Source organism: Mycobacterium sp. 1482292.6, from assembly GCF_001672995.1.
Taxonomy (GTDB): Bacteria; Actinomycetota; Actinomycetes; order Mycobacteriales; family Mycobacteriaceae; genus Mycobacterium; species Mycobacterium europaeum_A.
In genome coordinates this window covers 14,636-39,538 of record NZ_LZKV01000198.1, presented here as the reverse complement: position 1 = coordinate 39,538, position 24,903 = coordinate 14,636, and the positions used below count along the sequence as shown (strand labels likewise).

The 24,903-nt window shown below is 67.1% G+C and carries 25 protein-coding genes; 13 read left to right on the top strand and 12 right to left on the bottom strand.

The window, feature by feature from the left end:
• Both A5624_RS29150 and A5624_RS19795 read left to right on the top strand, forming a co-directional pair.
• Positions 1 to 77, top strand: a 77-nt coding sequence (locus A5624_RS29150; protein ID WP_231122602.1) for a hypothetical protein, incomplete at its 5' end; no start/stop codon positions are given.
• Between the two features lie 32 nt (positions 78 to 109).
• Positions 110 to 1,531, top strand: coding sequence for an acyl-CoA carboxylase subunit beta (locus A5624_RS19795; RefSeq protein ID WP_066869770.1), 1,422 nt, complete (start codon positions 110 to 112; stop codon positions 1,529 to 1,531).
• A 59-nt stretch (positions 1,532 to 1,590) separates the two neighbouring features.
• Here the strand turns inward: A5624_RS19795 and A5624_RS19790 are convergent, their stop codons facing one another.
• The 3 genes from A5624_RS19790 to A5624_RS19780 form a co-directional block, all read right to left on the bottom strand.
• Positions 1,591 to 3,144: an FAD-dependent monooxygenase gene (locus A5624_RS19790; protein ID WP_066869787.1), complete on the bottom strand. Its 1,554-nt coding sequence runs from the start codon at positions 3,142 to 3,144 to the stop codon at positions 1,591 to 1,593.
• 101 nt (positions 3,145 to 3,245) lie between these two features.
• Positions 3,246 to 4,787, bottom strand: a complete 1,542-nt coding sequence (locus tag A5624_RS19785; RefSeq protein ID WP_066869766.1) for a glycerol-3-phosphate dehydrogenase/oxidase — start codon at positions 4,785 to 4,787, stop codon at positions 3,246 to 3,248.
• The gene (locus A5624_RS19780) at positions 4,784 to 5,353 is read right to left on the bottom strand and encodes a TetR/AcrR family transcriptional regulator (protein WP_066869763.1); all 570 of its coding nucleotides are present in this window, start codon (positions 5,351 to 5,353) and stop codon (positions 4,784 to 4,786) included. The genes A5624_RS19785 and A5624_RS19780 overlap by 4 nt, the downstream gene beginning before the upstream one ends.
• A 47-nt stretch (positions 5,354 to 5,400) precedes the next feature.
• Between A5624_RS19780 and A5624_RS19775 the strand changes: the two genes are divergently transcribed.
• A complete protein-coding gene (locus tag A5624_RS19775) occupies positions 5,401 to 6,981 on the top strand; it encodes an FAD-binding oxidoreductase (protein WP_156749098.1) in 1,581 nt (526 codons plus the stop codon).
• A complete protein-coding gene (locus A5624_RS19770; protein WP_369827501.1) occupies positions 6,936 to 7,901 on the top strand; it encodes a diacylglycerol kinase in 966 nt (321 codons plus the stop codon). Before A5624_RS19775 ends, A5624_RS19770 begins: the two co-directional genes overlap by 46 nt.
• A 115-nt stretch (positions 7,902 to 8,016) precedes the next feature.
• Here A5624_RS19770 and A5624_RS19765 read toward each other — a convergent pair whose 3' ends face one another.
• The 3 genes from A5624_RS19765 to A5624_RS19755 all read right to left on the bottom strand — a co-directional run bounded on the left by A5624_RS19765 (position 8,017) and on the right by A5624_RS19755 (position 10,567).
• Complete coding sequence (locus A5624_RS19765; RefSeq protein WP_066869784.1) at positions 8,017 to 8,529, bottom strand: DUF3145 domain-containing protein; 513 nt, start codon at positions 8,527 to 8,529, stop codon at positions 8,017 to 8,019.
• Between the two features lie 152 nt (positions 8,530 to 8,681).
• Positions 8,682 to 9,500 carry a serine hydrolase gene (locus A5624_RS19760; RefSeq protein ID WP_066869752.1) on the bottom strand — a complete coding sequence of 273 codons (819 nt, stop codon included), beginning with the start codon at positions 9,498 to 9,500 and terminating at the stop codon, positions 8,682 to 8,684.
• On the bottom strand, positions 9,500 to 10,567 hold the full coding sequence (locus A5624_RS19755; RefSeq protein ID WP_066869748.1) for a class I SAM-dependent methyltransferase: 1,068 nt from the start codon (positions 10,565 to 10,567) through the stop codon (positions 9,500 to 9,502). The genes A5624_RS19760 and A5624_RS19755 overlap by 1 nt, the downstream gene beginning before the upstream one ends.
• Positions 10,568 to 10,646: 79 nt before the next feature.
• On the opposite strand from A5624_RS19755, the gene A5624_RS19750 reads away from it, so the two are divergent.
• The 4 genes from A5624_RS19750 to A5624_RS19735 all read left to right on the top strand — a co-directional run bounded on the left by A5624_RS19750 (position 10,647) and on the right by A5624_RS19735 (position 14,055).
• The gene (locus A5624_RS19750; protein ID WP_066869745.1) at positions 10,647 to 11,744 is read left to right on the top strand and encodes an S-(hydroxymethyl)mycothiol dehydrogenase; all 1,098 of its coding nucleotides are present in this window, start codon (positions 10,647 to 10,649) and stop codon (positions 11,742 to 11,744) included.
• Positions 11,744 to 12,376, top strand: coding sequence for an MBL fold metallo-hydrolase (locus A5624_RS19745; RefSeq protein ID WP_066869742.1), 633 nt, complete (start codon positions 11,744 to 11,746; stop codon positions 12,374 to 12,376). Before A5624_RS19750 ends, A5624_RS19745 begins: the two co-directional genes overlap by 1 nt.
• A gap of 44 nt (positions 12,377 to 12,420) precedes the next feature.
• Positions 12,421 to 13,518 carry an SAM-dependent methyltransferase gene (locus A5624_RS19740; protein WP_066869739.1) on the top strand — a complete coding sequence of 366 codons (1,098 nt, stop codon included), beginning with the start codon at positions 12,421 to 12,423 and terminating at the stop codon, positions 13,516 to 13,518.
• Positions 13,519 to 13,590: 72 nt separating this feature from the next.
• Positions 13,591 to 14,055, top strand: coding sequence for a hypothetical protein (locus A5624_RS19735; RefSeq protein ID WP_369827500.1), 465 nt, complete (start codon positions 13,591 to 13,593; stop codon positions 14,053 to 14,055).
• 40 nt (positions 14,056 to 14,095) lie between these two features.
• Here the strand turns inward: A5624_RS19735 and A5624_RS19730 are convergent, their stop codons facing one another.
• Positions 14,096 to 15,859 (bottom strand): Hsp70 family protein, encoded by a 1,764-nt coding sequence (locus tag A5624_RS19730; protein WP_066869736.1) that lies wholly within the window; start codon positions 15,857 to 15,859, stop codon positions 14,096 to 14,098.
• 105 nt (positions 15,860 to 15,964) lie between these two features.
• A complete protein-coding gene (locus tag A5624_RS19725) occupies positions 15,965 to 17,050 on the bottom strand; it encodes a dihydrodipicolinate reductase (RefSeq protein WP_066869733.1) in 1,086 nt (361 codons plus the stop codon).
• Positions 17,051 to 17,140: 90 nt separating this feature from the next.
• Between A5624_RS19725 and A5624_RS19720 the strand changes: the two genes are divergently transcribed.
• From A5624_RS19720 to A5624_RS19705, 4 genes are all read left to right on the top strand, one after another.
• Positions 17,141 to 17,488 carry an MmpS family transport accessory protein gene (locus A5624_RS19720; RefSeq protein ID WP_197498095.1) on the top strand — a complete coding sequence of 116 codons (348 nt, stop codon included), beginning with the start codon at positions 17,141 to 17,143 and terminating at the stop codon, positions 17,486 to 17,488.
• 34 nt (positions 17,489 to 17,522) lie between these two features.
• A complete protein-coding gene (locus A5624_RS19715; RefSeq protein ID WP_066869727.1) occupies positions 17,523 to 18,830 on the top strand; it encodes a cytochrome P450 in 1,308 nt (435 codons plus the stop codon).
• A gap of 94 nt (positions 18,831 to 18,924) precedes the next feature.
• Positions 18,925 to 19,467, top strand: coding sequence for an ester cyclase (locus tag A5624_RS19710; RefSeq protein WP_066869724.1), 543 nt, complete (start codon positions 18,925 to 18,927; stop codon positions 19,465 to 19,467).
• Positions 19,468 to 19,503: 36 nt separating this feature from the next.
• Positions 19,504 to 19,956 (top strand): hypothetical protein, encoded by a 453-nt coding sequence (locus tag A5624_RS19705; RefSeq protein ID WP_197518999.1) that lies wholly within the window; start codon positions 19,504 to 19,506, stop codon positions 19,954 to 19,956.
• A gap of 3 nt (positions 19,957 to 19,959) precedes the next feature.
• On the opposite strand, the gene A5624_RS19700 is transcribed toward A5624_RS19705, so the two are convergent.
• Both A5624_RS19700 and A5624_RS19695 read right to left on the bottom strand, forming a co-directional pair.
• Positions 19,960 to 21,447 (bottom strand): NAD(P)/FAD-dependent oxidoreductase, encoded by a 1,488-nt coding sequence (locus A5624_RS19700; RefSeq protein ID WP_066869718.1) that lies wholly within the window; start codon positions 21,445 to 21,447, stop codon positions 19,960 to 19,962.
• Between the two features lie 275 nt (positions 21,448 to 21,722).
• Positions 21,723 to 21,962 (bottom strand): acyl carrier protein, encoded by a 240-nt coding sequence (locus A5624_RS19695; RefSeq protein WP_066869715.1) that lies wholly within the window; start codon positions 21,960 to 21,962, stop codon positions 21,723 to 21,725.
• 236 nt (positions 21,963 to 22,198) lie between these two features.
• On the opposite strand from A5624_RS19695, the gene A5624_RS19690 reads away from it, so the two are divergent.
• Positions 22,199 to 22,954: a cutinase family protein gene (locus A5624_RS19690; RefSeq protein WP_066869713.1), complete on the top strand. Its 756-nt coding sequence runs from the start codon at positions 22,199 to 22,201 to the stop codon at positions 22,952 to 22,954.
• 12 nt (positions 22,955 to 22,966) lie between these two features.
• Here the strand turns inward: A5624_RS19690 and A5624_RS28695 are convergent, their stop codons facing one another.
• On the bottom strand, positions 22,967 to 23,938 hold the full coding sequence (locus A5624_RS28695; RefSeq protein ID WP_066869710.1) for a sensor domain-containing protein: 972 nt from the start codon (positions 23,936 to 23,938) through the stop codon (positions 22,967 to 22,969).
• A 4-nt stretch (positions 23,939 to 23,942) separates the two neighbouring features.
• Complete coding sequence (locus A5624_RS19680) at positions 23,943 to 24,902, bottom strand: sensor domain-containing protein (protein ID WP_066869707.1); 960 nt, start codon at positions 24,900 to 24,902, stop codon at positions 23,943 to 23,945.
• Position 24,903 lies beyond the last annotated feature (1 nt).

Sequence of the window (24,903 nt, the reverse complement as noted above, 5' to 3'; positions counted from 1 at the left end):
GCAACTACGAGTACGCCATCAACAACTCGTTCGGCTTCGGCGGACACAACGTGGCCATCGCCTTCGGGCGGTACTGATCCGAGCAACACCGAATATCAGGAGACCTGCGATGACTATCACGGCCCCCGAGACGGTTGGCGAGTCGCTCGACCCTCGCGACCCGCTGTTGCGCTTGAGCAATTTCTTCGACGACGACACCGTCGAGCTGTTGCACGAGCGTGATCGCTCCGGCGTGCTGGCCGCCGCGGGGACCGTGAACGGTGTACGCACCATTGCGTTCTGCACCGACGGCACCGTGATGGGCGGTGCCATGGGCATCGAGGGGTGCACGCACATCGTCAACGCCTACGACACCGCCATCGAGGAGCAGAGCCCGATCGTGGGCATCTGGCACTCCGGCGGCGCCCGGCTGGCCGAGGGCGTGAAGGCCCTGCACGCGGTGGGCCTGGTGTTCGAGGCGATGATCCGGGCGTCCGGCTACATCCCGCAGATCTCGGTGGTCGTCGGCTTCGCGGCCGGCGGCGCCGCCTACGGGCCGGCCCTGACCGACGTCATCGTGATGGCACCGGACAGCCGGGTTTTCGTTACCGGGCCCGACGTGGTGCGCAGCGTCACCGGCGAGGACGTGGACATGTGCTCGCTGGGTGGCCCGGAGACCCACCACAAGAAGTCCGGGGTGTGCCACATCGTCGCCGACGACGAGCTCGACGCCTATGAGCGGGGTCGCCGGTTGGTCGGGTTGTTCTGCCAGCAGGGGCATTTCGACCGGAACAAGGCCGAGGCCGGTGACACCGACATCCACGCGCTGTTGCCCGAGTCGGCACGGCGGGCCTATGACGTGCGCCCGATCGTGACCGCGATCCTCGATGACGAGACGCCGTTCGACGAGTTCCAGGCCAATTGGGCGCCGTCGATGGTGATCGGGCTGGGTCGCCTGTCCGGCCGCACTGTCGGCGTGCTGGCCAACAACCCGCTGCGCCTGGGTGGCTGCCTGAACTCCGAAAGCGCCGAGAAGGCAGCGCGTTTCGTGCGCCTGTGCGACGCGTTCGGTATTCCGCTGGTGGTGATCGTCGACGTGCCCGGCTACCTGCCCGGCGTCGACCAGGAGTGGGGCGGCGTGGTGCGCCGCGGCGCCAAGCTGTTGCACGCGTTCGGTGAGTGCACGGTTCCGCGTGTCACGCTGGTGACCCGAAAGACCTACGGCGGGGCCTACATTGCGATGAACTCCCGGTCGCTGAACGCCACCAAGGTATACGCGTGGCCGGACGCCGAGGTGGCGGTGATGGGCGCCAAGGCGGCCGTCGGCATTCTGCACAAGAAGAAGCTGGCCGCCGCGGCCGATCACGAGCGCGAAGCGCTGCACGACCAGCTGGCGGCCGAGCACGAGCGGATCGCGGGCGGCGTGGACAGCGCCATCGAGATCGGCGTGGTCGACGAGAAGATCGACCCGTCGCACACCCGCAGCAAGCTCACCGAGGCGCTGGCCCAGGCGCCCGCGCGCCGCGGCCGTCACAAGAACATCCCGCTGTAATTTCTAGGCCCGCGAGCGTAAGGGCACTGCGGAAATTCGCGTGCAAAATCGCAGTCCGCTTACGCTCGCGCAGGTAGCGGGCCCAGGATCGTCGAAAGCGCTTGCCGCAGTTCCCCTTCGGGGTCGGCGGGGAGTCGCTCGGCGCGCCATCCGACGAAATCGTCCGGACGGATCAGCAGCGCCCCTTCCGGCGCCAGGCCAGTGATCGCCGCCCACTCGTCGTTGTAGCAGCGATGCGCCGACAGCGACGCCGCAGCCGCTGCCGCACACCATCGCTCGTCGCCGGACAGCACGGTGAATCGGGGCCCCAGCAGGTCGAGCGTCGACACCCCGTCTCGCAACCAGACGTGCGGTACCCGCGTGCCCGGTTGCGCGCGCAACTCGTCCACCAGGGCGCCGCCTTCCGCGTCGCTCGTCACGACCGCCGCCGAGCGGTACCGGTATCCGATGAGCAGGGTGAACATCGAGCATTCTTCGTCGGCCGGCAGTTGCGGAGCGTCGCGGCTCGGCCGCAGCAGGGCCATCGACGGCCCGGTGAGCGATTGGCGCGCGGCGAATCGGCCCACCGGATGACGCTCGGTGTGGTAGGTCGCCAATAGCTCGGGTGTGGCCGTGCCATGCAGGACGGCGGCGAGTTTCCAGGCCAGATTGTGTGCGCTCTGGATGGCGGTGTTGGCTCCCCCGGCCTTGAACGGCGGCATGGTATGCGCCGAATCGCCGACGAGATACGCTCGCCCACAATCGAAGTGATCGGCCACCTGCTCGTAGGGCTGCCACGCCGCGGCCTCGATGATGTCGAGGTCTATCCGCTCTCCGATCGCCTGGGTGAGCCGCTCGCGGCAGCGCTGCGGGGTGAACTGTCCGGCCGACTCGCCGTCACCGGGAAAGTAGGTGGTGATGAACATGCCGAGATCGCCCTCGGCGACCAGGAATATGCCGTCCACATCGTCGTTTTTGACCTGCACGCCATCGCCGTCGTGCAGCTCCGGGATGAAGCGGCGCCACGGGGCCCGGAAGTAGATGAAGACGACATAGATCGGCAGCGCGCCATACCCGGATGTGCTGATGCCCAACGATTTACGGATCGGGCTGTGCACGCCGTCGGCGCCGACGAGATAGTCGGCGCGGACGGTCTGCGACTCCCCCGATTCGACGTCGCACACCACCGCGGTGACGCCGGTGTCGTCCAGCTCGAACGAGGACAACCGTGTGCCGTAGCGCACCTCGCTGCCGGCCCGCCGCGCCGCGTCGATCAGAATCGGCTCGAGCCGGCTCTGTGGGCAATACTGCGCCGCCGGCTCGGGGCTGAGCCTGTCCAGACCGGCGAAGATCGCGCCGACGTCGAGCGCCGGCTCTTGCACGGTGCTGTTGAGCGTGGGCCGGACCACCAGGGTCGACACGTGCTCTGCGACCGCCCGCACCTCGTCCCGAAGGCCAAGGCCGCGCAGGATTTCTGAGCTTCGGAAACTCAGGTTGCGGGCCTTGGGGTACAGGAAGATCTCCGGTCGTTTCTCGACCAGCAGTGAATGGACGCCGTGTCGGGCCAGCACCGCCGACGTCGCCAGGCCGCCAACGCCGGCGCCCACGATCAACACCGGGACTCGGATAGTCATCGGCCCTCCCGCCACCAGCACGGCATAAACTGACAGTTTCTATCATAAGACACTAACTATCAATACCCGGCCGTGTGGCGGGAGGCCATCGGGCGGCCGCCCTAGCCGAAGCGCGCCAGAAACTCCTCGGCCACGGCGACCACTCGCTCCCGATCCCGCGCTACCAACCCGATCCGCGTGCGTCGATCGAGGATGTCGGAGACATCAAGCGCGCCCTCATGCGTTATCGCGTATTCGAATTCCGCTCGGCTGACGTCGATTCCGTCCGCGACCGGCGCGGTCGGTCGCTCGCAGGCCGCGGTGGCAAGCACCTTGGGCGCCTCGGCGCCGAAGCGCACCACCAGCGAAGCCGGCAACCCGGCGTCGGACTCGGCGATCACACCGGGATTGGCCGGCGCCCCGATCAGCGGCAGGTTGCGGGTTCGGCATTTGGCGGCGCGCAGTCGCCGCACCCGCACGGCGCGATCCAGCACGTCCTGTGCCATGTGGCGGTATTCGGTCAGCTTGCCGCCGATCACGCTGATCACCCCGGACGCCGACTCCACGACGGCGTGTTCGCGCGAGACGTCGGCGGTGCGGCCCTCGCCGGTGTCGATCAGTGGGCGCAGCCCGGCATAGGCGCCGATCACGTCGGTGGCGGTGAGCGCGGTCCCCAGTGCGGTGTTGACCGTGTCGAGCAGGAAGGTGATCTCGTCGACCGACGGTTCGGGCACATCCGGAATGGGACCGGGCGCCTCCTCGTCGGTCAGCCCCAAATACACCCGGCCCAGTTGTTCGGGCATGGCGAAGACGAAGCGGTTGAGCTCACCCGGAATCGGAATCGTCAGCGCCGCAGTCGGATTGCCGAACGACTGGGCGTCGAAGACCAGATGGGTGCCGCGACTCGGCCGCAACCGCAACGAGCCGTCGATCTCCCCCGCCCATACCCCGGCCGCGTTGATGACCGCGCCAGCCGCAATGTCGATCGACTCACCGCCGCGCATGTCGGTCAGCCGCACCGAGGTACCGGTGGCCCGCGACGCCGCCACGTGGGTCAGGATTCGGGCGCCGTGCTGCGCCGCGGTACGTGCGACGGCGGTGACCAGGCGGGCGTCGTCGACCAGTTGACCGTCGTAGGCCAGCAGGCCGCCGTCCAGGCCGGCACGCCGTACGGTCGGCGCCATCGCAACGACGCGTTGCGCTGAAATCCGTTGCGAGCGCGGTAGTGTCGAGGCCGGTGTGCCGGCCAGAAACCGCAACGCGTCACCGGCCAGGAAGCCGCCCCGCACCAGGGCCCGCTTGCCCGGACTCATCGACGGCAGCAGCGGCACCACCTGCGGCATGGCGTGAACCAGGTGGGGCGCGTTGCGCGTCATCAGGATTCCGCGCTCGATGGCGCTGCGCCGGGCGATGCCCACGTTTCCCGTCGCGAGGTAGCGCAGGCCGCCATGGACAAGCTTGGAACTCCACCGGCTGGTCCCGAAGGCCAGATCGTGTTTCTCCACCAGCGCCGCCCGCAGCCCGCGCGCGGCGGCATCCAGCGCGATCCCGGCGCCGGTGATGCCACCGCCGATCACCACGACGTCCAGTGGCTCACCGTCGGCGAGTGCGGTCAGGTCGGCGGCGCGCCGCGCGGCGTTCAGGGCGGTCGGATCAGCTATCACGACAGATATCCGTTCAGCGAGTAGGCGAGTTCGGCGGCCAGCGCGTCGGCGTCGAGCATCGGCTCGACGATCCGGGCCGACTGGATGGTCGACTGCGCGATCAGCAGCACCATGGTCGCCATCTGGACCGGGTCGCCGAGCCGGACGCTGCCGTGCCGCTGGGCCGCCCGGAGCCGGGCGGCGAGGGCGTCGATCAGCATGCGCTGGCTGGTCCCGAGGCGTTCGGTGATATAGGTCGACGCGAGGTCCGAGTGCAGCACCGACATCACCAATTGGTCCGCACGCAACAGGTTGGCCACCGTAACAATCTGTTGCACAAGCGATTCGCGATCGTCCCCCAACAACGGGGCGTCGCGCATCACCTCGGTGACGTGCTGGGTCAACAGCGCCGCCACGATCGACTGCGTATCCGGCCACCGCCGATACACCGTCGGCCTGCTGACGCCCGCCCGTCGGGCTATCTCGGCGAGCGTCACCCGCTCCACGCCGAAATCCACCACACAGCTGGCCGCGGCCGCGAGGATGCGCTCGCCGGTATCCAGCCCTGTGTTACAGATTGACAACATGTGTAATACTGTAACGCATGACGCATTCCCAGGGGCTCCTGCCGCCGATGAAATGGAACGCGTGGGGCGATCCCGCGGCGGCCAAGCCGCTCTCGGAGGGAATCAGGTCATTACTGCAGCAGGCCGTGGGGGTCGAGGGGTCCCGCACGGCCGAACTGCGATCCGACCAGGTGCAACTGCGCCCGTCGGCGTTGTCGGAGGCGCATCTCGAAGCGCTCACCGCCCTCGTCGGCGCCCAGTATTGCCGCACCGCCGACGCCGATCGGCTGCTGCACGCGGGCGGCAAGTCCACCATCGACCTGCTCAACCGCAAAGAGCGCGGCCCGCAGGATGCGCCCGACGCCGTGCTGTTGCCCGGCGACGACGAAGCCGTGTCCGACGTCCTGCGCTACTGCTCGGAGCATCGCATCGCCGTCGTACCTTTCGGCGGGGGCACCAGCGTGGTCGGTGGGCTCAATCCCATTCGCGCGGGGTTCTCCGCCGTCGTCTCGCTCGACCTACGCCGTTTCGATCGGCTGATCTCGCTGGACGAGGTATCCGGCCAGGCTGTTTTCGGTGCGGGGGTCACGGGGCCGGACGCCGAGAGACTCATTGGCGCGCAAGGCTTTTCGCTCGGTCATTTCCCGCAGAGCTTCGAGTACGCCACCATCGGCGGCTTCGCCGCAACCCGCTCCTCCGGGCAGGACTCGGCGGGCTACGGCCGGTTCAACGACATGGTGCGGGGGCTACGGGTGGTCACGCCGGTGGGCATCATGGATCTCGGTCGCGCACCGGAATCGGCCGCCGGCCCGGACCTGCGTCAGCTGTTGATCGGCTCGGAGGGCACCCTGGGCGTCATCACCCAGGTGCGGCTCCGCGTGCACCGCGCGCCGCAAGCCGTCCGCTACGAGGCGTGGTCGTTCCCCGACTTCGAGACGGGGGCCGCGGCCCTGCGCGCCGTCACCCAGAATGCCACCGGCCCCACCGTCATTCGGCTCTCCGACGAGGCCGAGACGGGGGTCAACCTGGCCACCACCGAGGCGATCGGCGAATCCCAGATCACCGGCGGATGTTTGGGCATCACTGTGTTCGAGGGCACCGAGGAACACGTCCACAGCCGGCACGACGAAACCAGCGCACTGCTGACGGCCCAGGGCGGAACCTCACTGGGCGAAGGACCGGCGCAGGCCTGGGAGCGCGGCCGCTTCGGCGCGCCGTACCTGCGCGATTCACTGCTCGCGGCCGGGGCGCTGTGCGAAACGCTGGAGACCGCCACCGACTGGTCGAACATTCCCACCCTGAAAGCCGCTGTGACTCAAGCTCTTACCGGCGCACTCGCCGAGACGGGCACGCCGGCTCTGGTGATGTGCCACATCTCGCACGTCTATCCCACCGGCGCGTCGTTGTACTTCACCGTCGTCGCCGGCCAGCGGGGCGATCCGGTCGAGCAATGGAAAGCCGCCAAAAAGGCCGCGTCGGATGCCATCATGGCCACCGGCGGGACCATCACCCACCACCATGCGGTCGGCATCGACCATCGGCCGTGGATGCGCGACGAGATAGGCGAACTGGGAGTGCAGGTGCTACGCGCGGTCAAGTCGACATTGGATCCAGCCGGAATCCTCAATCCCGGCAAGCTGATTCCGTGACATCACTGCGCCGCCGCGAAATCGGCAAGGTGATCGCGCTGACCAACCCGGTGTCGGGGCACGGCGCCGCGGTACGCGCCGCCCAACTCGCGATCGCGCGGCTACACCGCCGGGGTGTGGAGGTCGTCGAAATCATCGGTGACGACGCGCAAGACGCGCGCCATCTCGTCGGCGCGGCTATGGAGAACGGCACCGACGCGGTCATGGTGACCGGCGGCGACGGCGTCGTTTCCAACGCCCTGCAGGTGATGGCCGGCACCGACATTCCGTTGGGCGTGATCCCGGCCGGCACCGGCAACGACCACGCGCGCGAATTCGGCATCCCCACCAAGGACGCGGAGGCCGCCGCGGACATCGTCATCGACGGCTGCACGGAATCCATTGACCTGGGCCTGATTCGGGACGACAGCGGCGCCGAAAAGTGGTTCGGCACCGTGGCGGCCACCGGCTTCGACTCGCTGGTCACCGATCGCGCCAACCGGATGAGCTGGCCGCACGGGCGGCTGCGGTATTACGTCGCGATGCTCGCCGAACTGTCTCAATTGCGGCTCTTGCCATTTCGCTTGGTGCTGGACGGCACCCAGGAGCTCGACGCCGACATCACGCTGGCCGCCTTCGGCAACACCCGCAGCTACGGCGGGGGGATGCAGATCTGCCCGGGGGCTGATTACACCGACGGCCTGCTGGACATCACGATGGTGCACGAGGCGTCCCGCACCAAACTGGTCCGCCTTTTTCCCACCGTGATGAAGGGGACCCACGTCCAGCTCGACGAGGTGAGCACGGCGAGGGCCAAGTCCATTCGCGTCGAGTGCCCCGGCATCAACGTCTACGCCGACGGCGACTTCGCCTGCGCGCTACCGGCCGAGATCTCGGTGGTGCCGGGCGCTCTGCAGATTCTGCGCCCGGCCAAGCGATAGGGCCGGTCTCTGGGGACCATTAGCGCGTGCTCGAACACGCTAGCGGATGTGCTAGCGCTTTCCAGAGTCGTCCAGTGCTTCGGAGAGAGGCGGCGTGAACCGGCCCGCCGGTCGACTAGCCGACCCCCCGGCTGAGCCAGGTCACCTCGCCGACGTCGCCGCCGTCGCGATAGGCCTCGAGCGCCTCATCCCAGGCGGTGCCCAGCACCGAGTCCAATTCGGCGGCCAGGGTGTCGGCGCCCTGGGCCATCATCGACCGCAGCCGCATCTCCCCGACCATGACGTCGCCGTTGGCACTCATCGCCCCGCTCCATAGGCCGAGTTGCGGGGTGTGACTGAATCGGTAGCCGTCGACGCCGGGGCTGGGGTCCTCGGTGACCTCGAAGCGCAGCACGGACCAGGACCGCAGCGCGTTGGCCAGCTTGGCGCCGGTGCCCACCGGCCCGACCCAGTTGGTGACCGCGCGTAGCTGACCGGGCATCGCCGGCTGGGGCGTCCAGGTCAGATTCGCCTTGGCACCCAGGGTCGACGACAACGCCCACTCGACATGCGGGCAAACCGCCGCGGGCGAAGCGTGCACGTACACCACGCCAGTCGTCACGTCGGCGAATTGATTCGACGCTCGCATTTCCTGCTCCTTCGGTTCCACGAGGGACGTCTTCCCCAACGACCTGCGGACCCGGCAAACAGGGCAGCTTGTGCGAAATCTTCGATTTTTTATGTGTCCTGCGTGTCTATTGTGCCTTGTGATACCCCTGTTGCGCTAGTGTGCATTTCCCACTAGCTGTAATCGGCTAGCACGGCGTCGGAAAGCGCCGGCCACGGCCGCAGCGCCCAGTCCCCGAAATCGCGGTCCGTGAGCACCACCAGCGCCAGCCCTTTTTCGGGATCTGCCCAGATGAAACCGCCTGCTTGGCCGAAATGGCCGTACGTCCGCGCCGAATTGTTCGCACCCGTCCAGTGCGGTGATTTCGTGTCCCGGAGCTCGAAACCCAGGCCCCAATCGTTGGGCCGTTGCACTCCGTAACCGGGCAGAACGCCGTCCAGACCGGGAAACTGCACCGTGGTCGCCTCGGTGTGCAGGCTTTCGGAGACCGTCACCGGCCGCAGCAGGTCCCCCGCGAACGCCGCCAGATCAGCCACCGTCGACCTCGCCCCGAAACCGGCGGCCACCGCACCGCCTTCCAGCTGGGTGGCCGCCATGCCCAGCGGTTCGCACACCGCCTCGGTCAGGTAGCGCGCAAACTCGATGCCGGTCTCTTGCTGCACCGTCTGACCCAGCACCGTGAAGCCCTGGTTGGAGTAGATGCGGCGGGTTCCCGGTGCGGCCAGCACCTGCTCGGAGTGCATCGACAGGCCCGACGTGTGGGCCAGCAGGTGGCGGACGGTCGCGCCGGGCGGGCCGGCGGCCGTGTCGAGGTCGAGCGCACCTTCCTCGATGGCGACCTGCACGGCCCGCGCGGCCAGCGGCTTGGTCACCGAGGCCAGCTCGAACACCCGCCCGGTGTCGCCGTGACTGGCCAGCACGCCGCCGGGCCCGATCACCGCGCCGGCGGCGGCCTCGACCGGCCAGTCGGCAAGAGCGTCGAGGGCCGCCATCACTTCCTGGCGATGTAGTAGTTGTTGATCGGGTCCGACTCGATCTCGGCCACCCGCACGTCGTCGAACCCTGCGTCGCCCAGCATCGAGATGGCCAGTTGGGTGCCCCAGGCCGTGCCCAGCCCGGCGCCGTCCAGCGCCAGCGACACCGTCATGCAGTGCATCAACGACGTCGTGTACAGGTAGGTGCTCATCGGAACGCCGATGTTCTCCTCGAGCCGGCTCGACGCCTTGATGTCGGCCATCAGCAGCACCCCGCCGGGCCGCAGCGCCCGGTAGATGTTTTCCAGGACGCGCGCCGGCTGCGCCTGATCGTGGATGGCGTCGAAGACGGTGATGACGTCGTAGGCGTCTTTTTTTGACGCCATGTCCAAATCAGCGAGATTGTGGCTTTCGAAGGCGGCGTTGGCCAGCCCCCGCTCGGCGGCCTCCCGAATCCCGGTGGCGATGGCCTGCTCGGAAAAGTCGATGCCGGTGAAGCGGCTGGCCGGAAACGCTTGTGCCATCACGTTGATGGCGTGTCCGCTGCCGCAGCCGAAATCGGCCACGTCGGCCCCGGCGCGCAGCCGCGGCACCAGGTCGTCCACCAGCGGCAGCACCACGTCGACCAACGCGGTGTCGTACACCACCCCGCTCTGCTCGGCCATCAACGCGTGGAAGCGCGGGAATTCGCTGTACGGCAGCCCGCCGCCGGCACGGAAGCACCCGATGATCTTCTGTTCGACCTCGGCGAGCACCGGGACGAGCAGGGTGACGAGGGCCAGATTGTCCGGTCCGGCGGCGCGGGTCAGCACGGCGGCGCGCTGGGCGGGCAACGAGTAGCTGGCCGTGGCGGGGTCGTACTCGACGACGCGTCCGGTCGTCATGCCGGCCAGCCACTCTCGGACGTAGCGTTCGTTGAGCCCGGCGGCCTCGGCGATCTGCGCACTGGTGGCGGGCGCCATGCCGGCCATCGTGTCCAGCAGACCGGTCTGATGGCCGATGCTGAGCAACAACGTCAGGCTGGCGCCGTCGATTGCCGCGGTTATTCTTTCGGTGAATTCTTCGGTGGTTTCCAAAGCCGTCACGCCCACGGACGCTACACCCGGTTCATGGGTGGACAACCCGCCGAGAGATGTATGGCGACGAACCCCTAGGTTGGAGCCCATGAGTCAGACAGTGCGCGGCGTGATTTCACGCAAGAAGGGCGAACCCGTCGAATTGGTGGACATCGTCGTCCCGGATCCCGGACCCGGTGAGGCCCTGGTCGACGTCATCGCCTGCGGGGTGTGCCACACCGACCTGACCTACCGCGAGGGCGGCATCAACGACGAATATCCGTTCCTGCTCGGCCACGAGGCCGCCGGCCGGGTGGAGGCCGTCGGGCCGGACGTGACCGCCGTCGCGCCGGGCGACTTCGTGATCCTGAACTGGCGCGCGGTGTGTGGGCAGTGCCGGGCTTGCAAGCGCGGCAGGCCGCACCTGTGCTTCGACACCTTCAACGCCACCCAGAAGATGACGCTGAGCGACGGCACCGAGCTGACGCCCGCGCTGGGCATCGGCGCGTTCGCCGACAAGACGCTGGTGGCCGCCGGCCAGTGCACCAAGGTCAATCCCGAGGCCGACCCCGCCGTGGCGGGCCTGCTGGGCTGCGGTGTGATGGCCGGGCTGGGCGCGGCGATCAACACCGGCGCGGTCACCCGCGACGACACCGTCGCCGTGATCGGTTGTGGCGGTGTGGGCGACGCCGCGATCGCCGGCGCCGCGCTGGTGGGCGCCCGGCGGATCATTGCCGTGGACACCGATAACACCAAACTGGACTGGGCTCGCAAGTTTGGTGCCACGCACACCGTCAACGCCCGCGAGCTGGACCCCGAAAAGGACCTGGTCAAGACCATCCAGGACCTCACCGACGGGTTCGGCGCCAACGTGGTGATCGACGCGGTGGGCCGGCCCGAGACCTGGAAGCAGGCCTTCTACGCCCGTGACCTGGCCGGAACCGTTGTGCTGGTTGGGGTTCCGACGCCCGACATGCGCCTGGACATGCCGCTGGTGGACTTCTTCAGCCACGGCGGGGCGCTGAAGTCGTCGTGGTACGGCGACTGCCTGCCCGAGCGCGACTTCCCGACGTTGATCGACCTGTATCTGCAAGGCCGGCTCCCCCTCGAGCAGTTCGTCTCCGAGCGCATCGGGCTCGGCGACATCGAGGAGGCGTTCCACAAGATGCACGGCGGCGAGGTGCTGCGCTCGGTGGTGGTGCTCTGATGGCGGGCATCGAGCGGCTGGTCACCCATGGCACCTTCGAACTCGACGGCGGCAGTTGGGAAGTCGACAACAACATCTGGATCGTCGGCGACGACTCCGACGTCGTCGTGTTCGACGCCGCGCATTCAGCCGAACCGATCTTGGCCGCCGTCGGCAACCGTAACGTGGTCGCGGTGGTGTGCACCCACGGCCACAACGACCACGTCACCGTGGCGCCCGAACTGGGCGCCGCGCTGGACGCACCGGTGCTGCTCCACCCCGGCGACGACGTGCTCTGGCGAATGACGCACCCGGACAAGGACTTTCGGCTGATCGCCGACGGTGACACGCTCGATGTCGCGGGCACCGAGCTGCTGGCGCTGCACACGCCGGGTCACTCCCCCGGATCGGTGTGCTGGTATGCCCCGGAACTGGGCCCCGAAGGCGTGGTGTTCAGCGGGGACACCCTGTTCTCCGGCGGCCCGGGCGCGACCGGGCGCTCCTATTCGGATTTCGGAACGATCCTGCAGTCGATCTCCGGTCGGCTCGGTACGTTGCCCGGCGACACGGTCGTGCACACCGGCCATGGCGACAGCACCACCATCGGCGACGAAATCGTGCACTACGAAGAATGGGTGGCCCGCGGCCACTGATCCTTCGCCGAACTGAGCACCGGCTCGGCCATTATCGTTGATTCATGCCGCCCGAAGCCCGGATGCCCGAATCGAGCATTGTGGTGCGGCCCGAGGCTTCCTACACCGAGGCGTCGCGGTTGCGCGCCGCCGGGTTGGCGCAGGCGATCGCGGTGTTCGAGCGGGCCGCCGAACAGGTGGCGCTGCCCAAGCCTCCGCAGCCGATCGTCATCGCCGACTATGGCGCGGCCAACGGCCACAATTCGCTGAGACCGCTGTCGGCCGGCATCGCCGTGCTGCGCCGGCGCACGCGACACGACCACGCAATCCTGGTGGCGCACACCGACGTACCGGGCAACGACTTCGCGGCGCTGTTCGAGACGGTGGCCGACGACCCGGAGAGCTACCTGCACTCCGATACGGCGACGTTCACCTCCGCGGTCGGCCGGTCGTTCTACGACCAGATCGTGCCGTCCAAGACGGTCAACCTGGGCTGGACGTCCTGGGCAACCCAGTGGCTGAGCCGAACCCCCTGCGAGGTGCACGATCACGTGCACGTCTCGCGCAGCACAGACGACGCGGCGCAAGCGGCCTACGCCGACCAGGCCGCGCTGGACTGGCACAACTTCGTCGCGTTCCGCGGGCGCGAGCTGGCTCCCGAGGGCCGGTTGGTGGCGTTGATGCTGGCGGCCGACGAGGACGGGTCGGCGGGTTTCGCCCCACTGCTCGATGCCCTCGTCGCGGCGCTCGCTGATCTGGTGCGCGACGGCCTGCTGCACTCGGATGAAGTGCGGCGCATGACGATTCCCACGTTCGCTCGCGCCGAGAAGGACTTCCGCGCCCCGTTCGCGCCGAAGGGACGGTTCGAGGGCCTGATGATCGAGCACCTCGAGATGTTCAACGCCGAGGATCGGTTCTGGGCTCGCTACCAGGTGGACCACGACGCCGAGGCGTTCGGTGCGCAGTGGGCGGCCTTCGCGCGATCCGCGCTGTCCGGATCGCTGGTGACCGCACTCGACGGTGGGAGCCACGACGAGCGGGCCGGCCATTTCGTCGAGCAGTTGGAGTGCGCGGTCGCCGAGCGCCTGTCAAGCGCACCCGAGCCGATGCGGATCCCGCAGGCCTTGGTCGTGCTGGTCAAGCGCGACGCCGCGCGTTCATGAGAGTTTCGGCACAACCACGCAGCGGGTAACCCCCTGCAATCGTCGAACCTGCGACCGCAAGGGGGTAGACGCATGAGCGTGCAGGACGATAAATCGACCGACCAGCAGGACGATAAGTCAACTGATCAAGACGATAGGCATCAAGACGATAGGCAATCGGGTCGAGCCGCAGAAGCTGATCAGACTAATCAAGGGGATGATGAGCAGAAGCTGACCGAGAAGCCCGAGCCTGACGAGGACGACAAAAAAGAGGCCGCCAAGATGATGGAGGCCTATAAGGACAAACCCACGATCGTGCTGCCCGGCACCGGCGGAAGCGTGTCCGGCACGGCGGTCAACGACTGGCTCGACGACGACGGCAATCCCAGGCACGAGGAGCCCGAGGGCGGGGATTCGGGCGAGGGCTCGCAGGCCAAGACCGAGGGCGACGAGGGACGCGACGAGCAGGCGCTGAAGGATCAGATCGAGAAGGATAAGAAGCTCAACGAGGTCCTCAAAGAGGCCGCCGCCGCGGAGAACAAGGGCGAAAAGGATTGAGCTAGGCCCGAATTCCCGATCGCAGGCCTAGATCGCAGGCCTAGTGAGCGGGTATCGGGCCCAGCGCCGTGATGCCGAGGTTGCCCTCGATTTCCTGAATGATCTGGTTGACCCGGTCGAGCCCGGGAATCGGTTGGTTGACGCCTGGAATGGGTGGCACCTCGGGCGGGGCCGCCACCCGGCGCGGGGCTGGCGGTGGTGCCGCCTGGGGAGTCGCCCGCGGTGTGGTGGTCATCGGTGTCTCGGTCTCGGCGGGCGGGGTGGTATCCGAGGTTGACGGCACCGGGACGTCCGGCGGCGGCGGTGCCGGCGCCGCGGTGGCGCTGTTGGAAGCCGGCGGCGGGGCCACCGGTGTGGTGCTGACGGCCGGTGCCGGTGTGGTGGCCGATTTGTTCTGCGAGCCCAGCCCGATCGCCACCGCGGTGCCCACCAGCAGCACGGCCGCTACGGTGACGAGGATCGCCGCCGCCGGCAGTAGATGCCAGCGGGACAACAGACCCTTGCGCTTGGGCGTCTCGGCTGCGGCGTCGGGCGTAGCCGGAGTCGGTGAGTCGGTCGGCGGATAGTCGGCGGCGATGGCGGCATTGAGCCGCGAGTTGTGACCGGTGGCCGACCAGGCCCGTGCCATCTCCGCCTGCGTCGGCTCGGCCGGCGGCGCGGGCGAGGTCGCGGTCGCTTCGGGGCGGGGGTCCGGCCGCACGGCTGCCCGGGCCGTGGCCGCGGCGGGCACGGCGGGCGCCGAAAGTGTCGCGCCCGCGTCGCCGGGACCTTGGGCCACTCGCAGCGCGGCTCCGACGGCGGCCGCCAGTTGCGGGCGTGGCGTCGTCGCGACGGGAACGCGGAAGTGGCGCGACAGCGTGGTGGTGACGGTCGGCAGGTTGGCCCCGCCACCCGTCGAGACGATGGCGACGAGGTCACGAATCCCGTTGTGCGCCAACGTTTGGTCCAACACCGCGATCATGCGGTTCAGCGAGGGCCGGATCGCGTCGTCAAGTTCGTGCCGCCCGATCCGGATTTCGCCGCGCGTCCCGGTCAGCCCGTCGGTCAGCGTGGCCGTCGTGCGCGAGGACAGCTGTTCCTTGGCAACCCGGCATGCGCTGCGCAGCCGGCTCAGCGAGCCGATCGCCGCGCCGCCGGTGGGGAACGCCCCGGTGGTCGGCATGTTGGCGATCACCACGCTCAGCAGCGCCTGATCCATCAGGTCGCCGGAGAAATCGGGGTGCCGAACGGTCGGGGCCAACGCGTGGTAGTCACCGTCGGCGTGCAGCAACGTGATGTTGGTGCCGCTGCCGCCGAAATCGCACACCGCTACGGTGCCGCTCGGCGGTATGCCCGGGTTGGTCCGCACGGCGAGCAGCGTTGCGGCGGCGTCGGGGATCAGCAGGATAGGACGCGGCCGTTGCGACCATTCCGGAATTTCACCTAGCGCCGCGCCGAGGGCATCCACCGCGTGCGATTGCCAGTGCGCCGGATAGGTGACCGCGATGTTGTCGGGCAGGGGCCGTCCGTCGGTGGCGGCGTACGCGAGCGCGCGCAACCCGTCGGCGACCAACACCTCGCTGCGGTACACCGAGCCATCGGCCGCCACGACTGGGCGCGGGTCGCCGACGCGGTTGACGAAGCCGGTGATCACCACACCGGGACCCTGCAGTCTGGGGTTCTCCGCGGGGATGCCGATCTCGGCGGGACGATCCGGATATTGCGTCAGGACGGGCTTGCGGGTGATGGCCTTATCGGTGGTCACCGCCGCCAAGTTGGTGGCGCCGATCGACAAGCCCAGCGCGGTCCCGACTCCATCGACCATGTGAATCCCCGTATCCGCAGCACCAGCTCGCATCGGCTAGCCGTCATTGTGCCGCCATTACCTGTATTGCGGGTCAGCGGCGGCTATGCGCCCGCTGTGCGCCGGTCACCGGATGCTGCCTTCGCCGGCGATCAGCGGCAGGTCGAGCGGGGTGACCCAGCCCGGCCCCAAGTCGTTGACCGCGGGCACGGCGTTGAGTGCCCGCAGCCCGGTGGCCAGGCATCCGGCCGCGGCCGCGTCGCGGCCCGAGCCGTCGGTGAACCGGAACGCGGTCTCCTGGAAGATGCTCGGGGTCCCCTCGATGTCGACCCGGTAGACGTCGTTGTCGTGACCCGTCGGCCAGTCGGGGGCCGCGTCCAAGCCGATCCGGTTGACGTGTTCGAGCTGGATTCGGGTCTCGCCCTTGTAGACACCATTGATGGTGAACCGCACCGCGGCCACGTGCCCGGGCTTGATGACGCCCCTCGCGGAGTTGCGCTCCGTGGGCGTCACCCACTTGTCCCAGGTGGTGGTGATTTCGTCGAGCATGATGCCGGCGGCGTGCGCGATCATCGGGACGGTGGCGCCCCACGCGAAGATCAACATGTCGCGGTCTTCCAGCATCGGCTTGAATTCGGGCTCGCGGCCGATGCCCATCTCGAATTCGTAGTCGCCCTCGTAGTTGGTGTAGTCCAGCAGCTCGGAGGCCCGGACCCGGCGCACCTCGGAACACAACCCCATCAACGTCATGGGAAACAGGTCGTTGGCGAATCCGGGGTCGATGCCGGTGGTGAAGCACGACGACTCCCCCAGCTCGCAGGCCTCGGTGATCGGCTGGATCCAGTTCGGCGGGTTGAGATGCATGGTCGGCCACACCCACGGGGTCATCGCCGTCGAACAGACGTCGATGCCGGCCCGCAGGAACCGGGTGATCAGCGAGATGTTCTCCTTGGCGTGCATGGCCGTCGGGCCGTAGTGCACCAGCGCGTCGGGTTTCAGGGCGATCAGGGCGTCGACGTCGTCGGTGGCGGTGATGCCGACGGGCTCGGGTAGCCCGCAGATCTCGCCGACGTCGCGGCCGACCTTGTTGGGGTTGCTGACGCCGACGCCGACCAACTCGAACAGCGGGTGTTTGACGATCTCGGCGATCACCATCTTGCCGACGAAACCGGTTCCGTACACCACCACACGCTTTGAGCCGTGTTCTGCCATGTTCTGCCGCCACCTTTCCGCGCACCAGCCCCCGCTTCGGGCTTCACCATAGGCTTCCCTACCGTCGCTCGTGGTGACACGATGCAATTCATGACGAAGCACCTCGCCGGACCTTCGGTCCTGTTGGCCGTCGGTTTCGGATTCGCGAATGCATGCGGCATGGCCCATGCCCTGCCCCAGATGCCCAAGGTCCGCTACGAGGTCAACGGGCCGGCGGTCGCCGAATTCATCTACTACCAAACCGACAACGGGCAGCTGCACCAGGTGAATGCGCCGCTGCCGTGGTCGACGGAGTTCACCGGTTATGGCGGTGAGGTGTTCACCGTCAGCGCCCAGGGGCCGGGCCCCATCTCCTGCAAGATCCTGCTCGACGGCAACGTGGTGAGCGCCGCGACGGCAACGACGGGCGCACCCGCTCGAACCATCTGTACGCACTGACCCAGCACTCGTTTTCACGACGAAGGAGGTCCTGGTGAGCCTCAAGACGGGTCCCGAGAAAGCTCTTGCCCCGCGAACGAACGGGGCGCCCCCGCCCGTGATTCCGCTCGCCGATATCCATCTGGACTCGTTGGCCTTCTGGGAGTTGGACGACGACTTTCGCGACGGCGCGTTTGCGACGCTGCGCCGCGAGGCGCCGATCTCGTTCTGGCCCGCGGTCGAGTACGAGGGCTTTGAACCGGGCGACGGGCATTGGGCGCTGACCAGACATGACGACGTGCATTTCGCGAGCCGCCATCCCGACATCTTCAGCTCCAGCCCCAACATCACGATCAACGACAACACCCCGGAGATCAGCGAATACTTCGGCTCGATGATCGTGCTCGACGATCCCCGCCACCAGCGGCTGCGCTCGATCGTCAGCCGCGCGTTCACCCCGAAAGTGGTGGCCCGCATCGAGGCCTCGGTCCGCGAGCGGGCCCGGCGGCTGGTTGCGTCGCTGATCGCCAATCATCCCGATGGGGAGGCCGAACTGGTCAGCGAGCTCGCCGGCCCGCTGCCGTTGCAGGTCATCTGCGACATGATGGGCATCCCCGAACAGGACCATCAACGCATATTCCACTGGACCAATGTCATTCTCGGGTTCGGCGACCCGGACCTGGCAACCGATTTCGAGGAATTCTTTCAGGTGTCGATGGACATCGGCGCCTACGCCAGCGCGCTGGCCGAGGACCGGCGGTCCAATCACCACGACGATCTGACCACCAGCCTGGTGGAAGCCGAGGTCGACGGGGAACGCCTGTCGTCCACCGAAATCGCGTCGTTCTTCATCCTGCTGGTGGTGGCCGGCAACGAGACGACGCGCAACGCGATCAGCCACGGCGTGCTGGCGTTGTCGCGCTATCCCGCCGAGCGGCAGAAGTGGTGGTCCAACTTCGATCGCCTGACCCCGACCGCCGTCGAGGAGATCGTGCGGTGGGCCTCCCCGGTGGTGTACATGCGACGCACCCTGACCCGCGACTTCAAACTCAGCGGCACCAAAATGAAGGCCGGCGATAAGGCCACGCTGTGGTACAACTCGGCCAATCGCGACGAGTCGACGTTCGAGAATCCCTGGGTTTTCGACGTGGCGCGCACGCCCAATCCGCACTTCGGCTTCGGCGGTGGCGGTGCCCATTTCTGCCTGGGCGCCAACCTGGCTCGCCGTGAGATCAGGGTCGTCTTCGACGAATTGCGGCGCGAGATACCGGACATCGTCGCGACGGACGAGCCCGCACGGCTGTTGTCGCAGTTCATCCACGGCATCAAATCGCTGCCGGTGGCGTGGACACCGCCGCGGTAAACGCACACCGAGTTGGCCTCTGCCCCAAGGCAATATCACCTTCACCAAAGCTGATAGCGCATGCGCTCTCAGTTCGGGGCCTACGCTGATCGGCGTGACCATTCCCGCGTTTCCCGCCCCTGAGGTGCTGGCCGCCCGCCAGCAACTCGTGCTCGACCACTTCCACGACGAGGTCCGTCACGCCTGGGATGACGTCTTGTCGACCTTCCCGCATCCGCGTTACGAGCTGATCCCCCAGATGCTGGTGCACGACGGCGATGCGGCGGTGCGCGAGTACTACGCCTACACACGGACCGCATTTCCCGACCAGGACCACGAAATCATCGCGCTGCGCCACAGCCCCGACGCGGTGATCGTGGAGTTCTGGCTGATGGGCACGCACCGGGGTTATCTGGGCAAGGTGCCGCCCACCGGTAGCCGGTTCCGGGTCCGCATGACCGCGTACTTCGTTTTCGACGACACCGAAACGCTTGTCTGCGAACGCATTTACTTCGACACGCTGACCATGATCAAGCAGCTCCTGGGCGGTCTGGACATGAAGAAGCCGGCGAATTGGTGGCTGGGCGCGCGGTGCCTGCGCGGATTGCTGTCGATGTCGTCGGAAAAACCGGACCCGGCGCTGACCAACACGCCCTAAACTTCCCCGCTAAGGGATGGGGCAAAGGAGGCCGCGGTGCGGATTTCACGCCTTCACACGATGTTCGGGCTGACCGCCGTGGCCATGCTGGGTTCGTGCGCCATGGCCGCCGCCACCCCGTTGCAGCCGGGCTCGCATACCGAGAAGTGGATCGACCTGCAGGCCGGTGAATGCGTCGCCGACCTGCCGCCGGCCGACGGGAGCCGCGTCAACGTCATCGTAGTCGATTGTGCGACAGCGCATTTAGCCGAGGTGTATCTGCGCGCTCCGATGGCCGTCGACGCCGCAATCGCCACCGTAGCCAACCGCGATTGCGCGGCCGGGTTAGCCCCGTATACCGGCCAACCCGCTGCCAGTAGCCGGTTTTCGATCACCTATCTCATCGACTCGAATCAAGACCGCACCGGCGCCAACCCCACCCCGAGCACCGTCATCTGCCTGTTGCAATCCGCCAACGGACAACCGTTGATCGGATCCGCGCACCACTGAGGGCTAGGCGATCACGTAGTCGCTGAGCGGGAAGGCTCCGGCCTCGCGCACCGAGTTGAGTGTCGACGTCGGCCGCAGCAGCGACGCCTCACCGCTGGGACTGAAGTAGTACGAACGCGACGTCGCGCAGTTTCCGGCGTAGAACACCGAATTGTCCAGCCGCTTGGTCATCCGTTCCATGAATCGGTCGGTGGCTTCTTCGGTCACCTCGAAGGTCGTCGCACCGCGACGCTTGACCTCGCCGAGCAACCTGTCCATGTGCCGCATCTGGTATTCGATGGTGTGGAAGAAGGAGAGTCCGGAGAAGGCGAACGGGCTTGCCAGTCCCAGGTAGTTCGGGAAGTAGGGCATGGAGACACCCTGGTAGGACTGGAACCTGGTCTCTCGCCACCACTTGCCCAGGTTGCGGCCCTTGCGGCCGACCACCTCGATGGCCGGGAAGTTGGCCTCCCACAGATCAAAACCGGTCGCCAAGACCAGGGTGTCGATGACCGTCTTGCGCCCGTCGGTGGTCACGATGCCGTCGGGCTCGATCCGCTCGATCGAGGTGGTCTCCAGGTGCACGTGCGGCTTGGTGAACACGCGGTAGAAGCTGTTGGAGAAGGTGGGCCGCTTGCAACCGAGGTCATAGTCCGGCGTCAGCTTGGCCCGCAGTTCCTTGTCCCGGATCCAGCGGAATCGACTGATCTTGGCCAAATCGGAGGCCGAGATGTTGCCCCTCCCCCGCGACTCCCGAAAGTGCAGCGCCCCCACCACCATGATGATCTCGAGGATGACGTCGCTCACCCACCGAAGCGCCCGCTGCGTAGCCGGCACCCGCGCAAATAGGCGCCGCACCGCCGGGGAGAACTCGAAGTCGAACTTGGGTATCACATGGGTCGCGGTGCGCTGGTAGACGGTCAGCTCTGCGGCTTCTTTGGCCAGCTCCGGAACGACCTGTACCGCGGACGCGCCGGTCCCGATGACCGCGACACGCCGTCCTTCATAGCGGTAGTCGTGGTCCCAGGCGGTGGTGTGGACCACCTTGCCTGCAAAGCGCGCGATGCCCGGGATGTCCGGCATGCGGGGCTGGGACAGGAACCCGGTAGCCGTGATCAGGAAACGGGTCGTCAGCGTTTCGCCGCCGGCCAGCGCCACCCGCCACACCGCGGCGTCCTCATCCCACTGGGCGCCTTCCACCGTCGTGCTGAAACGCATGTGACGGCGCACGTCGTATTTGTCGGCGACGTCCACCGCGTACTGCTTGACCTCAGCCCCGGGCGCAAACAGCCGTGACCAGTCCGGCTTGGGTTCGAACCAGTACGAGTAAGTGGTCGACGGGATATCGACGGCGATGCCCGGGTAGTGGTTGACGTGCCAGGTGCCACCCAAGTCGTCCTCGCGCTCGAGGATGACGAAGTTGTCAAACCCGAGGCGCTTGAGCTGAATAGCGGCACCGATGCCGCCGAAACCCGCACCTACGATGATTGCGTCGAAACGGTCCGTGTCCACAGCGTTGCTCCGTACCTGTTTCCGTACTTAACGAATCATAAGCTTTCCCTAAGATACGTAACTCTAATAGGCCGCCACGCCGCACGCATCCGAGCTTTGCCGGTATGTGACCTTGCCGACACATCCGCGGTAACTCATCGACGGGTCTATCAGAACGGGAAATACGGCCGTCAACTGCGTAAACGGCCGCACCGCCAGCGATTACGCGACGGCGGGTCGCAATCGGTGCCGGCGACTTAGCTCAGGGCGGAACCCTGGCGACTATCGGTTTCTTATCATGTGGCCGGTCCGGCCGCAGCTGTTCCCTGCAGCTGACCCAGGAACTCGTGGCATCGCCTGGCGCGCTCGGAGTCCTGAGCCATCACGTCGCTGAAGAAGGACGCGACGTCATCCAAGCCGGCATTCTTCGCGTCTCGCACATATTGGCCGTAATCGTGCCCGGCCTTCAGCGAGTGGTATTGAATCGAAATGAGATCGAAGGTTACGTCGTCGAAACCCGTTTCACCCGTTGCCATGTCGTCACCTCTCAGAGAGTGAGTGCCGAATCTGGTACTCGCACGTGACCGGCTACCCTGAATGGACAACACCAAACGACCGCTTAAAGTGTTTTTTGTAGGCAACCCGACTGCGCAATGGTGGCGTCGGTTCGATCGCGGCGACGCCGCCGCTATCCACCCCTGTCGCTGCGCTCCGGTACATAGGAAATCAGCACGAAATGGTTGGCAAGTTGACAGTTTTGGGAGGGGCTTGCATGGGCACTTTCGACGCCATGATCGCACGTCGCATCGTTCGCACTCTTGGTTCCGCAGTAGTTCTCGCAGCGTCGGGCGTGGCCGTTTCGGCCGTGTCCGCCTCCGTTATCCCCTCCGCGTCGGCCCAGTGTCCGGACGTGCAAGTGGTGTTCGCCCGCGGCACCGGTGAAGCACCGGGCGTGGGCCCCACCGGCCAGGCCTTCGTCGACGCCCTGCACCAGCGCGTGGGCGGACGGTCCTTCGACGTCTACCCCGTCAACTACCCCGCCAGCGATCAGTGGGCGACCGGCATCGACGGCGTCAGAGACGCGGGCGCGCACGTGAATTCGATGGCCCATGACTGCCCCAACACCAAGATGGTGCTCGGTGGCTACTCGCAGGGCGCGGCCGTGATGGGCTTTGTCACCTCGGCCGCCGTGCCCGACGGCATCGACCCCAACACCGTGCCCAAGCCGCTGGCCCCCGACGTGGCCAACCACGTCTCCTCGGTGGTGCTGTTCGGCATGCCCAACGTGCGGGCGATGAACTTCCTCAACGAACCGCCCGTGGAAATCGGCCCGCTGTATCAGGACAAGACCATCAAGGTGTGCGCCACCGAGGACCCGGTCTGTTCCGACGGCCTCAACTTCGCCGCACACAACACCTACGCCGACGACGGCACGATGATCGACAAGGGAGTCGCCTTCGCCTCCAGCCACCTGGGCCTGGGTGGTCCGGCTCCGGTCGCGGCGCCTCCGGCCGGCTTCGGCGGCTGAGTAGCCGGCCGGCTAGCCGGGGATCCGGCCCAGGATCAGGTTCGTCAGGGCCATCGTGGCGTGCTCGCTCGGGCCGGGCCCGTCGCTGGCGCACGCGCCCGCCTGAACAAACACGTTGGCTTTCGCGGCTAACCCTTGGATGCAAAACATCCGGGTCGGCGTCTGCAGCACGTGCGCCATGGTGGTGACGCCGTTGCCGGCGTCGACGGGCGGCTCCATGGCCACCGGGTACGTCTGGCCGTTCGGCCAGGTGGCATTCATCATCGCGCCGCCGCATCGACGAAGGATCGACAGCACCTTGTTCAGCTGAGCCTGCGCCGCCGCCGCGTCGTGAAACATTGCGACCGTCTGACCAACACCCCACTGGTGATCGACGTCGTGGGAATCGGCGAAGCCCGACCCCGCGAACCCAGCGATGGCCGGTACGTCATACGTCTCCGGAGATCCGGCCTCCATGACGGCCCAGCAATCCGTCCGGTCGATTCGGCCACGCCCCGGGTCGGGTGTCGGTTGGTGGACCGTCGCACCAGCCTCCATGGCCGGATCACCGGTGAAGTTTTTGATGTCCTCGAGATTCGCCAAGAGTCCGTCAACATCGGCTGGCGCGACGGTCGGCGCTGAAGGTTGCGTCGTGGTGGTGATCTGCGCCGTGGTCGCGGGCGTCGCGGCCCGAGTCGCGTCGGGCAGCGTCGCGCGGACGATCACCGCGACCACCGCCGCGGTGATGAACACGTACGACAGCGTCACGCCCACCAGAGCGCGATCGCGGCCACGCTCGCCGGTGCGCCGCATCTGAGCCAATCCCAAGTGGCCCAGGATGAGACCGGCCGGGGCGAAGACGAACGCGAACACCACCGACAACGTCGCCAACACATTGACCTCAGCACGCGGCGGGCCCGGCGGTGGCGGCTGGTGTTGCGGGCCGGGCGGTGCGGCACCGAACGGGTTCGGGTGAAAGGGGCTGGCGCCAAAGGGATTTGACATGCGGCTAACCCGGGATTTTGTTGAGGATGAAGTTGGTGACCGCGAGGGCAGTTTGCCGGCTGCGGTCGGTATTGCTGGTGGCCCACACCCCTACGTCGATGACCACGTTGGTTTTAGCGGCGATCGCGCGGACACCGAAGACGCGAATCGGGGTGTCTGACACGTTGTCCATGGTCGTGATGCCGTTGCCCGCATCGGCGGGCAACGTCATGGAGGCCGGGTATGCCTTGCCGCTACTGCGTGTCTCATTGACCGTTAAGCCCCCGCATCGCTGCCAGATGGATCGCAGGTTGGCGAGCTGTGTCTGCGCCGCCGCGGCGTCGCGATACGCCGCGACCCCTTCCCCTACGCTCCATTGATTGAGGGGTTCGTTGGTGTCGAGGAAGTTGGACTCGGAATAGCCGCTGATGAGTGACAGGTCGTAGACCGAGGGCTCGCCGGAACGAAACGCCCCGAAACACTCCGGTCGGTCGATCGTAGTCGCCTGCGGGTCGAGCGTGGGCCGATGGTATGTCGTATAGACCGTCAATGTCGGGTCGCCCGTGAACCTTTTGGCGTCGTCGAGAGTCGGCAGCAGCCCGTCGAGATCGGCCGGCGCGACGGTGGGCGGCGGTGGCTTCGTGGTGGTGGTTGGTGGCGCGGCTTGGATTGACCTCGCGTCAGGCATGACCGCCCCGACGACCAACGCAACCACCAATGCGGTGATGAACACATACGACAACGTCACCCCGACCAAGGCGCGGTCGCGACCACGCTGTGCGCTGTGGCGAATCTGCGCTAATGCCAAGTGGCCCAGGATGAGACCGGCCGGGGCGAAGACGAACGCGAACACCACCGAGAGCGTCGCCAACACGTTCGCCTCGTCGCGCGCCGGTGGGACCGGCGGTCGCGGCGGGTGTTGCGGACCTGGCGGACCTCCGAACGGGTTCGGTTGAAATGGGCTGGCGCCGAAAGGATTCGTCATG